12 protein-coding genes are annotated in these 13,299 nt (G+C 70.9%); 11 read left to right on the forward strand and 1 reads right to left on the reverse strand.

Features of this window, described 5'->3' with window-relative positions:
* Nucleotides 1–131 precede the first annotated feature (131 nt).
* The 11 genes from TNCT6_RS24280 to TNCT6_RS24330 all read left to right on the forward strand — a co-directional run bounded on the left by TNCT6_RS24280 (nt 132) and on the right by TNCT6_RS24330 (nt 12,592).
* Nucleotides 132–800, forward strand: a complete 669-nt coding sequence (locus TNCT6_RS24280; RefSeq protein ID WP_141362108.1) for a GntR family transcriptional regulator — start codon at nt 132–134, stop codon at nt 798–800.
* Nucleotides 797–1,705, forward strand: coding sequence for a dihydrodipicolinate synthase family protein (locus TNCT6_RS24285; RefSeq protein WP_141362110.1), 909 nt, complete (start codon nt 797–799; stop codon nt 1,703–1,705). The genes TNCT6_RS24280 and TNCT6_RS24285 overlap by 4 nt, the downstream gene beginning before the upstream one ends.
* Complete coding sequence (araD, locus tag TNCT6_RS24290; RefSeq protein ID WP_141362112.1) at nt 1,702–3,441, forward strand: L-arabinonate dehydratase; 1,740 nt, start codon at nt 1,702–1,704, stop codon at nt 3,439–3,441. The genes TNCT6_RS24285 and araD overlap by 4 nt, the downstream gene beginning before the upstream one ends.
* A 136-nt stretch (nt 3,442–3,577) precedes the next feature.
* On the forward strand, nt 3,578–4,510 hold the full coding sequence (locus TNCT6_RS24295) for a carbohydrate ABC transporter permease (RefSeq protein WP_141362114.1): 933 nt from the start codon (nt 3,578–3,580) through the stop codon (nt 4,508–4,510).
* Nucleotides 4,507–5,391, forward strand: a complete 885-nt coding sequence (locus tag TNCT6_RS24300; protein WP_141362116.1) for a carbohydrate ABC transporter permease — start codon at nt 4,507–4,509, stop codon at nt 5,389–5,391. Before TNCT6_RS24295 ends, TNCT6_RS24300 begins: the two co-directional genes overlap by 4 nt.
* 8 nt (nt 5,392–5,399) lie before the next feature.
* Nucleotides 5,400–6,599: a Gfo/Idh/MocA family protein gene (locus TNCT6_RS24305; RefSeq protein ID WP_253266209.1), complete on the forward strand. Its 1,200-nt coding sequence runs from the start codon at nt 5,400–5,402 to the stop codon at nt 6,597–6,599.
* On the forward strand, nt 6,596–7,435 hold the full coding sequence (locus tag TNCT6_RS24310) for a PmoA family protein (RefSeq protein ID WP_141362120.1): 840 nt from the start codon (nt 6,596–6,598) through the stop codon (nt 7,433–7,435). Before TNCT6_RS24305 ends, TNCT6_RS24310 begins: the two co-directional genes overlap by 4 nt.
* Nucleotides 7,436–7,618: 183 nt before the next feature.
* Entirely contained in the window at nt 7,619–8,959 is a 1,341-nt protein-coding gene (locus TNCT6_RS24315) for a sugar ABC transporter substrate-binding protein (protein WP_141362122.1), read from the forward strand.
* 133 nt (nt 8,960–9,092) lie between these two features.
* Nucleotides 9,093–10,412 carry a polysaccharide lyase family 1 protein gene (locus TNCT6_RS24320; RefSeq protein WP_141362124.1) on the forward strand — a complete coding sequence of 440 codons (1,320 nt, stop codon included), beginning with the start codon at nt 9,093–9,095 and terminating at the stop codon, nt 10,410–10,412.
* 85 nt (nt 10,413–10,497) lie between these two features.
* Nucleotides 10,498–11,664 (forward strand): pectinesterase family protein, encoded by a 1,167-nt coding sequence (locus tag TNCT6_RS24325; RefSeq protein ID WP_141362126.1) that lies wholly within the window; start codon nt 10,498–10,500, stop codon nt 11,662–11,664.
* A gap of 130 nt (nt 11,665–11,794) precedes the next feature.
* A complete protein-coding gene (locus TNCT6_RS24330) occupies nt 11,795–12,592 on the forward strand; it encodes an HAD family acid phosphatase (RefSeq protein WP_141362128.1) in 798 nt (265 codons plus the stop codon).
* A 224-nt stretch (nt 12,593–12,816) separates the two neighbouring features.
* On the opposite strand, the gene TNCT6_RS24340 is transcribed toward TNCT6_RS24330, so the two are convergent.
* Nucleotides 12,817–13,296, reverse strand: a complete 480-nt coding sequence (locus TNCT6_RS24340) for a GNAT family N-acetyltransferase (protein ID WP_141362130.1) — start codon at nt 13,294–13,296, stop codon at nt 12,817–12,819.
* Between the last annotated feature and the right edge of the window lie 3 nt (nt 13,297–13,299).

Raw genomic sequence — 13,299 nt, forward strand, 5'->3', positions numbered from 1 at the left:
CATTGACGAAACCCCGGGCCCCTCTTACCTTCATCGCGTCGTACTTCGTACGTCATATATGAGACGCGATACGCGAGATCAGAACTCGCGATCCGAGCCGTGATGTGATCGACGAGATCCGAGAGGCGCGCATGACCTCTGTGCCCACGCCGATCCCCTCCCGCACGCAGGTCGTGCTGGAGGCGATCAAACACCGCATCCTCACCGGGCGGCTGACGCCTGGTCAGGCCCTGGTCGAGACCGAACTCGCCGCTCAGTTCGGGGTGTCCAAGACCCCGGTGCGTGAGGCGCTGAAGACCCTGGCCGGCACCGGACTGGTCGTGATGAGCCAGTACAAGGGCGTCACGGTGCGCGAAGTGGACGCGGACATGGCACGCGAGGTCTACGACGTGCGGCTGCTGCTTGAGCCGGAGGCGCTGAGGCGCTCGGTGCGCCGCGGCGCCTCCCTGGACGCCGCCCGCGACGCGCTGAAGCAGGCCGCCGAGGCCGCCGACACCGCCGAACGCTCCCTCGCCAACCGCGAGTTCCACCGCGCCCTCTACCTGCCCTGCGGCAACCCGCTGCTCGGCCGGATGCTCGACGAGGTCCGCGACCAGGCCGCCCTCGTCTCCGCCGTCGCCTGGTCCGCCGATCCCTCCTGGGACCGGGAGGCCACCGAGCACCGGGAGATCCTGCGGCTCGCCCTGGAGGGCGACGCCGACGGCGCGGCCCGCGCCCTCCACGCCCACATCGCGTCGTTCGTGCAACGGGCCTTCCCCTCCGCGGAGTCGAAGGCCCAGGGAGAGGACGGTCAGGCATGACAACGGCGTTCGAGACCCAGCGGGCGGCCCTGGCCGACGTGGTGGCGATCCCGGTGACCCCGTTCACCGAGGACGGCGGCGTCGACAGCGCCACCTATCGGGCCCTGCTGCGTCGTCTGCTCGACGGCGGCATCACGACCCTCACGCCCAACGGCAACACCGGGGAGTTCTACGCCCTCACCCCCGAGGAGCGGCAGCAGGTCACCGAGATGACCGTCGAGGAGGCCGGGGGCCGGGCGGACATCCTGGTCGGCGTCGGCCACGACGTGCCCACCGCGGTCGCCTCCGCCCGGCAGGCCCACGAGTTGGGCGCGCAGATGGTCATGGTCCACCAGCCCGTGCACCCCTACGTCTCCCAGGGTGGCTGGGTCGACTACCACCGCGCGATCGCCGAGGCCGTGCCCGAGCTGGGCGTCGTCCCCTACATCCGCAACGCCCAACTGCCCGGCACCCGCCTGGCCGAACTCGCCGACGCCTGCCCGAACGTCATCGGCGTCAAGTACGCCGTACCGGACGCCACCCGCTTCGGCGCCTTCGCCCGGGACGCGGGCCTGGACAGGTTCGTGTGGGTCGCCGGCCTCGCCGAGCCCTACGCCCCCTCCTACTTCTCCGCCGGCGCCACCGGCTTCACCTCCGGCCTGGTCAACGTCGCCCCGGCCGTCTCCGTCAGCATGCTCCAGGCGCTCAGGGCCGGCGACTACCCGGCCGCGATGAAGGTCTGGGAGCGGATCCGCCGCTTCGAGGAACTGCGCGCGGCCAACGGGTCGGCGAACAACGTCACCGTCGTCAAGGAGGCCCTCGCCGCGCTCGGCCTGTGCCGCCGGGACGTGCGCCCGCCGAGCAAGCCGCTGCCGGAGAGCGAACGCGCCGAGGTCGCCGCCATCGCCGCCGGGTGGTCGATATGAGTGCCCGGCCGGGCGACAGGCGCCCGGAGGACCTGCGCAGTCACCAGTGGTACGGCACCGACGGCCTGCGCTCCTTCAGCCACCGCGCCCGCACCCGCCAGCTCGGCTACCTGCCCGAGGAGCACCTGGGCAAGCCGGTCGTCGCGATCCTCAACACCTGGTCCGACATCAACCCCTGCCACGTCCACCTGCGGGACCGCGCCCAGGCGGTCAAGCGCGGGGTGTGGCAGGCGGGCGGCTTCCCGCTGGAGTTCCCGGTCTCCACGCTCAGCGAGACCTTCCAGAAGCCGACCCCGATGCTCTACCGCAACATGCTCGCCATGGAGACCGAGGAACTGCTGCGCTCCTACCCGGTCGACGGCGCCGTCCTGATGGGCGGCTGCGACAAGTCCACCCCCGCCCTCCTGATGGGCGCCGCGAGCGTCGACCTGCCCACCGTGTTCGTGCCCGCCGGACCCATGCTGCCCGGTCACTGGCGGGGTGAGGTCCTCGGCTCCGGCACCGACATGTGGAAGTACTGGGACGACAAGCGGGCCGGCCTGATCGGCGACTGCGAGATGGCCGAGCTGGAGAGCGGCCTGGCCCGCTCGCCCGGCCACTGCATGACCATGGGCACGGCCTCCACGCTGACCGCGGCCGCCGAGGCCCTCGGCGTGACCGTCCCCGGCGCCTCCAGCATCCCGGCGGTGGACTCCGGGCACGACCGGATGGCGGCCAGGGCGGGCATGACCATCGTCGAACTGGTCCGCAAGGACCGCAAGGTGAGCGAGATCCTGACCCGCGAGGCGTTCGAGGACGCGGTCACCACCGTCCTCGGGCTCGGCGGCTCCACCAACGCCGTGATCCATCTGATCGCCATGGCGGGCCGCGCGGGCGTCCGGCTCACCCTCGACGACTTCGACCGCGTCGCCCGCACCGTCCCGGTCCTCGCCAACGTCCGCCCCGGCGGACAGAAGTACCTCATGGAGGACTTCCACTTCGCCGGCGGCCTGCCCGGCTTCCTCTCCCGCATCCCGGACCTGCTCCACCTGGACCGGCCGACGGTGTCGTACGACACCCTGCGCGAGCAGATCGCCGACGCGCAGGTGCACGACGACGACGTGATCCGGCCCCGCGGCAACCCGGTCGCGGACGAGGGCGGAGTGGCGGTGCTGCGCGGCAACCTCTGCCCGGACGGCGCCGTCATCAAGCACATCGCCGCCGAGTCGCACCTGCTCAAGCACACCGGGCCCGCCGTCGTCTTCGACGACTACCGGACCATGCAGCGCACCATCAACGATCCCTCGCTCGGCATCACCGCCGACAGCGTGCTCGTGCTGCGCGGCTCCGGCCCCAAGGGCGGACCCGGAATGCCCGAGTACGGCATGCTGCCCATCCCCGATCACCTGCTCAAGCAGGGCGTGCGGGACATGGTCCGGATCTCCGACGCCCGCATGAGCGGCACGAGTTACGGCGCCTGCGTGCTGCACGTCGCCCCCGAGAGCCATGTCGGCGGACCGCTGGCACTGGTGCGCACGGGCGACCCGATCACCCTCGACGTCGAGGCCCGCACTCTCCGACTCCACGTGGACGATGAGGAGTTGGAGCGCCGCAGGGCCGAGTGGACGCCGCCGCCCGCGCGTTACGAGCGCGGCTACGGCGCCCTGTACTCCGAACAGATCACCCAGGCCGACACCGGCTGCGACTTCGAGTTCCTGGCCCGGCCCGGGAAGGTGCCGGACCCGTACGCCGGATAGCCGACCCCGACCGGAACCGGGCACCCCCCGGAACCAACCACCCCACCCGCCCTCTCCGCCGAAGCGCTTCACCCACGTGTACGTAGCAAGCGCTTCCTATGGACCGCCGCACTGCCCCACTGCGAGGAGAACAGTCATGGCCCAAGCCGCAGCCGTGGCGAAACCGCCCGCGCCACCCCGGCGGCGCCGTGCCTCCGCCACGCCGCGCAGGCTTCCGTACCTGCTGATCGCCCCGGCCGCCCTGCTCATGCTGGGCTTCATCGCCTACCCGGTGCTCAGCGTCTTCTACTACAGCCTGCAGAACTACAACCCCACCAAGCCGTGGCGGAACGGATACGCGGGCTTCGACAACTTCGTCCACGCCTTCACCCAGGACCCCCAGTTCTGGGACACGCTGATCTTCAGCGCCAAGTGGGTGGTCGTCGAGGTCGGGCTGCAACTGCTCTTCGGACTCGCCCTCGCCCTGATCGTCAACCAGACCTTCGTGGGCCGCGCGCTCGGCCGGGCCCTGGTGTTCTCCCCGTGGGCCGTCTCCGGCGTGCTCACCTCCGCGATCTGGGTGCTGCTCTACAACTCCCAGACCGGCATCACCCGTTACCTCGCCGACATGGGCATCGGCTCCTACGGCACCAGCTGGCTGTCGGACACCTCCACCGTGTTCCCGGCAGCGGTGGTCGCCGACCTGTGGCGCGGGGTGCCCTTCTTCGCCATCCTCATCCTCGCCGACCTCCAGTCCGTCTCGCACGACCTGTACGAGGCCGCCGAGGTCGACGGGGCGAGCCGGCTCCAGCAGTTCTGGCACATCACCCTGCCCCATCTGAAGGACGCCATCGTCCTGTCCACGCTGCTGCGCGCGGTGTGGGAGTTCAACAACGTCGACCTGCTCTACACCCTCACGGGCGGCGGACCGGCCGGCGAGACGACCACCCTGCCGCTCTACATCGCCAACACCAGCGTCGACGCCCACAACTTCGGTTACGCCTCCGCCCTGACCACGGTGGCGTTCGTCATCCTGCTCTTCTGCTCGATCGTCTATCTGCGGCTGAGCAAGTTCGGAGGTGAGAAGTGATCACCGAGATCGCACCCGCGCCCGAGCGCGCGGTGTCCGAGCCGGCCCGGCCCCGCGGCAGGCGCCGCGCCTGGGACGAGGTCCCGCGCTGGCACATCTATCTGCCGCTGTCCGTGTATCTGCTCTTCACCCTGATCCCCTTCTACTGGATCCTGCTGTTCGCGCTGCGCCCGGCCGGCTCCACCTCGCTCGTGCCCTGGCCGATGACCTTCGAGCACTTCGAGAAGGTGTGGACCGAGCGGAGCTTCGGCCTCTACTTCCAGAACAGCGTGCTCGTCGGTGTCGCGACCCTGGTCCTCACCACGGTCGTCGCCCTGGCCGGCGGTTACGCGCTCGCGCGGTTCGACTTCCGGCTCAAGCGCGGTTTCATGCTCGCCCTGCTCTGCTCGCAGTTCGTGCCCGGCGCGCTGCTGCTGGTCCCGCTCTTCCAGATCTTCGCCAAGCTGTCGATGATCAACTCGCTGGGCAGCGTCGTCGTCGCCGAGACCGTCTTCCAGCTGCCGCTGTCGATGATCCTGATCAGCGGCTTCATCAAGAACGTGCCCCCGTCCCTGGAGGAGGCCGCCTGGGTGGACGGCTGCAACCGCTTCTCCGCCTTCCGGATCGTCGTCCTGCCGCTGCTGCGGCCCGGGCTGATCGCCGTCGGCTCCTTCGCCTTCGTGCACGCCTGGAACCACTTCCTGTTCGCGCTGATGTTCCTCTCCGACCAGAGCAAGCAGACCATCCCGGTCGGCCTCAACACCCTGATGAGCGCGGACAGCGTGGACCTGGGTGCGCTGGCCGCGGGCGGCATCGTCGCCGCCGTACCCGTGGTGATCGTGTTCGCCTTCATCCAGAAGTGGCTGATCACCGGCTTCAGCGCGGGGGCGGTGAAGGGATGACGGCCACCATGCCATCGACGGCGATCTCCGCATCGACGGTGACCTCCGCTTCGACGGACGCCACCACGCCGCTGCCGGTCGTGCTCGCCGGTGCCCGCGGTCACGGCCGCTGGCACCTGGACAACATCCGCCGGCTCCAGAACAAGGGCCTTGTACGGCTTGTGGGCATCTGCGAGCTGACCCCGCTGGCCGAGGACGAGATCCCCGGCGGTCTCGGCACACCGGCGCAGTCCGCCGACTTCGGCGCCCTGCTGGACGCCACCGGCGCGCGGATCGCGGTGGTCTGCACGCCCATCCCGACCCACACCGACCTGGCGCTCACCGCCGCCGCGCGGGGCGTCCACCTCCTGCTGGAGAAGCCGCCCGCCCCCTCGTACGCGGAGTACCGCCGGATGGCCGACGGGGTCGCCGAGGCCGGTGTCGCCTGCCAGATCGGCTTCCAGGCACTGGGCTCGCACGCGATGCCCGCGATCCGGGAGCTGGTCGCGAAGGGCATGATCGGGACGGTCACCGGGGTCGGCGCGGCGGGCGCCTGGGCACGCGACGAGGCCTACTACCGACGGGCGCCCTGGGCGGGCAGGCGCCGTCTGAACGGCGCCGACGTGGTCGACGGGGTGCTCACCAACCCCCTCGCGCACGCCGTGTCCACCGCGCTCGCCCTGCTCGGCGCCACCCGCGCCGAGGACGTCACCGGCATCGAGACCGAGCTGTGGCGGGCCAACGCCATCGAGGCCGACGACACCAGCTGCGTCCGCGTCACGACCCCGCACGGCCCGGCCGCCGTCGCGGCGACCCTGTGCGCCGAGCGCCCCGGCGACCCGTACGTCATGGTGCACGGCAGCAGCGGCCGGATCACCTTCTGGTACAAGCAGGACCGGGTGCTGCTCCAGCGGGCCGGCCACGGCCCGGAGGAGTTCGAGTACGGCCGCACCGACCTGCTGGAGAACCTGGTCGGCCATCTGACCACCGGGGCCGGACTGCTGGTTCCGCCCGCGTCCACGGGCGCCTTCATGCGGGTCGTCGAGGCGATCCGCACGGCCCCCGACCCCGGCGCGCTGCCGGCCGGCCTCTGGCGGCGCCTGGCCGACGAGGACCGCCGGATCGTCCCCGGTGTCGACGGACTCGTCGCGGCCGTCGCCGACAGCCTCTCCCTGTACTCCGAGCTGGACGTCGACTGGGCGTCGCCGAAGGAGGTGACCGTCGGATGACGGACTCCCCGGTCCTGCGCGTGGCGGGCCGCCCGGTCGCCCGCTACGTCACCCGGCCCGAACTGCCCGACCGGCGCTCCCCGCGCCCCTATCTGCACCCCGTCACCACCCTGGCCGGCACCGCGGTCACCGAGCTCGGCCCCGCCGATCACCTCCATCACCTCGGCGTCGGTGTCGCCGTTCCCGACGTCGAGGGGCACAACTTCTGGGGCGGGCGCACCTTCGTACGCGACCGGGGCCCGACCGAGCTGGACAACCACGGCGCCCAGCGGCACACCGGCTTCCCCCTGCGCGAGGCCGACCGGTTCGAGGAGGAGCTGCGCTGGGTGGCGGCGGGCAGTGAACTGCTGCGCGAGCGCCGTACCGTCGCGGCCACCGGACTCAACGCCACCGCCTGGGCCCTGGACTTCACCTTCGCCCTCACCAACGTCACCCCTCGGGCGCTGTCGATCGGCAGCCCCGCCACCAACGGTCGCCCCGGCGCGGCGTACGGCGGCTTCTTCTGGCGGGCCCGCAAGGAGGAGCGGCCCCCGCTCGTCCTCACCGCCGACCGGGACGGCGAGGCGGAGGCCCACGGCACCCGCGCCGACTGGCTGGCGCTCGTCGGCGGCACCTGGACGCTGGTGTTCGCCGGGGCCACCGACGCCACCCGCCGGGACGCCTGGTTCGTGCGGGCCGCGGAGTACCCGGGCGTGGGCTCGTCGCTGGCGGCCGAGCGGCGGCTCGCGATCGAGCCGGGCGAGACCGTCCTGCGTCGGATCGTCACCGTCGTCGCCGACGGCCGGCTCGGCCGGGACGAGGCCGGGGAACTGGCCCGCGAGGCGGCCCTGTCATGAGGAAACCGCTCGTCGGGAACCCTCCCGCCCCCACCGTGCAGTAACCCGCTCCGTCGTCGCCTCGGCCGGGAGCCGCCGTGGCACACCCCTCCAGCAAGCGCTTACCGGAAAGTGTCCCCGAGTCCCCGACCTCAAGCCCCAAGCTCCACCTCCGAGTTGGATCCAGAAGAAGAGAGCCGATCAATGAAGATCAACATTCGTAGAAGCAGGCGCGCCGCCGTGGCCGTCGTCCTGGGTTCCGCGCTCGCGCTGACCGCCACCGCGTGCGGTGACGACGGCAGCGGCTCCGGGAAGAGCAAGGGTTCCGAGGGCTCGGGCAAGGGCGAGATCACCTTCTGGGACAACAACGGCGGTGTGCGGACCGACGTCTGGAAGCAGATCATCGCGGACTTCGAGAAGAAGTACCCGGACATCAAGGTCAACTACGTCGGAATCCCGGCCGCGAGCGCCCAGTCCAAGTACGACACCGCCATCCAGGGCGGCGGTCTGCCGGACGTCGGCGGCGTGGGCACCGCGATGCTCGCCGAGATCGCCGCCCAGGGGGCGCTGGAGCCGCTGGACGGCAGGCTGGCGAAGAGCGAGCTGAACGGCAAGCTCAGCGAGAACGTGCTCGGCGTCAGCAAGGCGGCGGGTGGCGGCGACACCCTGTACCACGTGCCGACCTCGGTGAACAACGGCACGCTGTGGTACCGCACCGACCTGTTCAAGAAGGCCGGCCTGGACGCGCCGACGACCTGGGACAAGTTCTACGAGGCCGCGGGCAAGCTCACGAACAAGGGCAAGAACGAGTTCGGCTTCACCATCCGCGGCGGCGAGGGTTCCATCGCGCCGGCCCTGGACGCGGTGTACGGACAGACCGGCATCACCTCCTTCTGGGACGGCGACAAGACGACCGTCAACGACCCGAAGAACGTGGCGGCGCTGGACAAGTACGTCGCGCTGTACAAGAAGGACACCCCGTCCGCCGACGTCAACAACGACTTCACCAAGATGGTCGCCCAGTGGGACAGCGGCACCATCGGCATGCTGAGCCACAACCTGGGCTCGTACCAGGACCACCTGAAGGCCCTCGGCAAGGACACGTTCCGCGGCATCCCGAACCCCACGCTGGGCGACGGCACCCGGGTGCAGGTGTCCAACCCGGTCGACGGCATCGGCCTGTTCAAGGCGAGCAAGAACAAGGCGGCCGCCTGGAAGTTCATCGAGTTCGCCGCCTCGGCCGCGGAGAACTCCAAGTTCAACGAGTCCGCCGGGCAGGTGCCCACCAACGTCGACGCCGCCGCGGACGCCTGGATCCAGCAGGCCGAGCCGACGAAGCTGGCGGCCGAGGCGCTGAACGGGGCCGACACGAAGATCGTCCAGCTGCCGTACTACCTGCCCGACTGGAACACCATCTCCAAGGCCGACAACGAGGCGAACTTCCAGAAGGTGCTGCTCGGCAAGATGAGCGCCGAGCAGTTCCTGGACACGCTGGCCGACCAGCTGAACAAGGCGCAGGCCGAGTGGAAGCAGAACCAGGGCTGACACCGGCCGACGAAACCAAGACGGACGGTCCGGGGGCTTGAGGCCGGTTCCGGGCCGCGGGCCGTCCGTGGCTGGGTGCGCGGTTCCCCGCGCCCCTTCCTGTCCCGCTCTCCGTGGAAAGAGGATCCGTACAGTGCGCACACAGAAATGTCATGAGCGTGTCATCACCGCGGCCGTGGGCTGCACCGCCCTGGTGCTCGCCGTCACCGGCACCGCCGCCGCGGCTCCCGGGCCCCACACCCCCGACACCGCCCGTCAGGTGCTCGCGGCCAAGGACGGCTGGGGCTCCTACGGCGCCGGCACCACCGGCGGCGCCAAGGCCGACGCCGCCCACACCTACGCCGTCACCACCTGGGACGGCTTCAAGGCCGCGCTCGCCGCCGGCGGCAGCGCGCCGAAGATCATCAAGGTCAAGGGCATGATCGACGCCGACGGCCCGAGCTGCTCCGCCTTCGAGGTGCCCGGCTACGACTTCGGCACCTACCTGGAGGCCTACGCGCCTGAGACGTGGGGCCGCGACCGGAACCTGGACGGCGAGCCCGACGACAGCCCCGAGGGCCTGCGCCGCGCCTCCGCCGCGCTCCAGGACAAGTACATCAAGGCGAACATCCCCGCCAACACCACCATCGTCGGCGTCGGCAGGGACGCGGGCTTCAGGGGCGCCAGCCTCCAGATCAAGAATGTGGACAACGTCATCGTCCGCAACGTCACCCTGGAGAGCCCGCTGGACTGCTTCCCGCAGTGGGACCCCACCGACACCGCCGACGGCAACTGGAACTCCGAGTACGACAGCGCGGTGATCACCGGCTCCACCCATGTCTGGATGGACCACAACACCTTCACCGACGGCGAGCACCCCAACAGCACCCTGCCGTACTACTACGGCCGGATCTTCGAGCAGCACGACGGCGAGCTGGACATCGTCAAGGGCGCCGACTACGTGACGGTCTCCTGGAACGTCTTCGAGGACCACGACAAGACCATCCTCATCGGCAACAGCGACAGCGCGTCCACCGCCGCGATCGACCGGGGCCACCTGAAGGTGACCCTGCACCACAACCTGTTCAGCAACCTCGTCGAGCGGGCGCCGCGCGTCCGCTTCGGACAGGTCGACTCCTACAACAACCACTTCGTGGCCAACGCCGGCTACGGCTACAGCCTCGGCATCGGCATGGAGTCCCAACTCGTCGCCGAGCACAACGCGTTCACACTCGCGCCCGGGGTTGGCGCGGGCCAGATCCTCAAGAAGTGGAAGGACTCACCGGTCACCGAGTCCCACAACTACGTCAACGGCAGGCTCACCGACCTGGTCGCCGTGCACAACGCCCAGGTCCCCGACGAGATCCTCCAGCGGGGCGGGGACTGGACCCCGGCCCTGCGCACCCGGATCGACAACCCGAAGGCACTGCCGGGGATCGTCGACCACCAGGCGGGCGCCGGCCGTCTGCGCTGACGTGCACCTCCCGGCGGGCCGGGGCGCACCCTCCGCCCCGGCCCGCCACCGCCGCCGACCCGCCGCACCGCGAAGGAGCACCCGCATGCCCTCGCCCCACCTCCGCCCGTCCCCGCCGCCCCTGCCTGGAAAGGGACGGCCCGGAAAGGGCCTGTCCAGAAGGGGACTGCTGCTCGTCGGAGCCGCCGCCGGCGCCGTGCTCGGCCTGGCCGCCCCGCCCGCCGGAGCCGCCGCCCGGCCGCACCCGTTCGGCCGCCACGGTTCACCGGCCGCCCGTCGCACCCCGCGCACCCTCTACGTCGACCCGCACGGGCGCGGCGACTTCACCCAGGTGCAGGCCGCGGTGAACGCGGCCGCGGGCGGCGGCTGGACCCTGGTCCTCGCGCCGGGTACCTACCGGGAGACCGTCTCCGTGGACGCCACGCGCACGGACATGACCTGGATCGGCGCCACGGGCGACGCCCGTGACGTGACGATCGTGTACGACCACGCGGCCGGCACGCCCACACCCGACGGCGGTACCTACGGCACCAGCGGATCGGCCACCACGACCGTCCAGGCGGACGGTTTCACCGCCCACCGGATCACCTTCGCCAACGACTGGCTGCGCGCCGACCACCCCGGCGTCAGCGGCACCCAGGCCGTCGCCGTCAAGGTGCAGGGCGACCGCTCGGCGTTCTGGCACTGCCGCTTCCTGGGCCACCAGGACACGCTGTACGCCGACACCAGGACCCTGTCCGCCTTCGCCCGCCAGTACTACGCCCACTGCCACATCGAGGGCGACGTCGACTTCGTCTTCGGCCGGGCGACCGCGGTGTTCGAGCACTGCCACTTCCGCGCGCTGGACCGCAGCGACCTGGCGACGGCACCGTACGGCTTCGTCTTCGCGCCCTCCACCGCGGCCGCCAATCCGCGCGGCTACCTGGTCACGCACGGCCGCGTCACCAGCCGGGCCCCGGACGGCGGCTACAAGCTCGCCCGTCCCTGGGTGCCCAGCTCGGACACGACCGCTCGCCCGATGCTGACCGTCCGCGACACCTGGCTCGGCCCGGGCATCGACGCGGTCGCACCATATGCCAACATGTCGGATACGCACCCCTGGCAGGACCAGCGTTTCGCCGAGTACCGCAACTCCGGCCCCGGCGCGCGGATCGCCGACCCGGCCGACCGTCCCCAGCTCACCCGCGCCGAGGCCCGGACGGCGAACCGGGAGGCGTACCTCGGCGACTGGACGCCGTGGCGGGGGCGCTGACAGCGCGTGACCGGCCGAGGTGAACGGCGGGTGGCGCAGGCGAATTGTCGGCCACGCCAGATATCGATCGGGCAAAAGGTACCCCGCACGGTCTCGCGCATCCGAGGGTGACGCGCGTAGAAAGCGACTCATGCACAAGCCACTGCGTATCGCGGCCCTCGCCGCCACCTGCGCCCTCACCGGTGCCGTGATCTACGGCGCCGGTGCGGCCACGGCAGGTCAGTCGACCGCCAACTCCACCCACGAGCCCTACAACATCGGGCTCCTCACCCAGGACATCGACACCTACTACGGCACCAAGCTCGACGCCGACGGTGTCTACCAGGCGTCCCCGGACAGCCCGTACGCCAAGGACCTCGCGCGCGTCGACGCCGACGCCAAGAAGTGGATCGACAAGGCGGCGGACAAGGCGGGCCACAAGGGCAAGAACAAGCCGGCCGTCGTCTTCGACATCGACGACACGCTGCTGCTCAGCCTGGACTACGAGAAGAAGAACAGCTACGGCTACAACAGCGCCACCTGGGCGGCCTACGTCAACAAGGCCGACCGCCCGGCGGTCTTCGGCAGCCCCGAACTCGTGCGGTACGCCGCGAAGAAGGGCGTCGAGGTCTTCTACAACTCCGGCCTGAGCGAGGCACAGCGCTCCGCCGCCGTGGAGAACCTGAAGAAGGTCGGCGCCGACGTCAACCTCGACGCCGCGCACATGTTCCTCAAGGACGCGGCCAACCCGCCGTCCTACCTGAAGGGCTGCGCCACCCCGGGCGCCTGGACCTGCACGACCGTCCAGTACAAGGCCGGCACCCGCAAGCACATCGAGGACCTCGGGTACGACATCGTCGCCAACTTCGGCGACCAGTACTCCGACCTCGACGGCGGTCACGCCGAGCACACCTTCAAGCTGCCGAACCCGACGTACTTCGTCGGCTAGTGCCGCGGCAGGCAACGTCTGCCCGTCAAGGAGCGGCGTCCGGTGCGTGCTCTCGGTGCGCCGGCCGGAAGTCCTCGTACTGGATGTACTTGGGCTTTCGGGCGGTGCGGCGAGAGTGCGTGCCGGGCGTCGCGACGGGGCCGACGTTGCCTGTCGGGGTGCTGGGCACATGACGTGCCCCGTCCGCTCCACGAGGCCGGGCGGGGCACGTCACGCCCGCGCGTTCACCCGGCGTCGGCCCGCAGCGACAGCACCACCTCGTCGATCTCCTCGCCCCGCGCCTCGGCGAACCCCCGGGCCCGCGCGGACTCCAGGAAGCCGCACTTGGCGAGCACCCGCAGCGAGCCGGCGTTGTCCGCCGCCGCCCGCGCGTACAGCGGGCGTTCGGGCACCTCGGTCAGCAGGGCGCGCAGCGCGGCCGTGGCGACGCCGCGGCCCCAGTAGGCACGGTCCACCCAGTAGGTGACCTCGCGTTCGCCCGGCTCCCCGTAGACGGCGGCGCTGCCGACCACGTCACCGTCCAGCAGGACGGTGCGCAGCACGACGGACGAGGCGCGCAGCCTTCGCCAGTCCGCCGTGAAGGCGTCGTGGTCGGCCGGGTCCTTCGGGGTGAAGGCGGCCATCCGCAGCGCCTCCGGGTCGTTCATCTGCCGGAAGAACACCGGCAGATCGCTGTCGTGGACCTCGCGGAGGACGACCTCCATGTG

The sequence above is a fragment of the Streptomyces sp. 6-11-2 genome (assembly GCF_006540305.1).
In the GTDB taxonomy this organism is placed as follows: Bacteria; Actinomycetota; Actinomycetes; order Streptomycetales; family Streptomycetaceae; genus Streptomyces.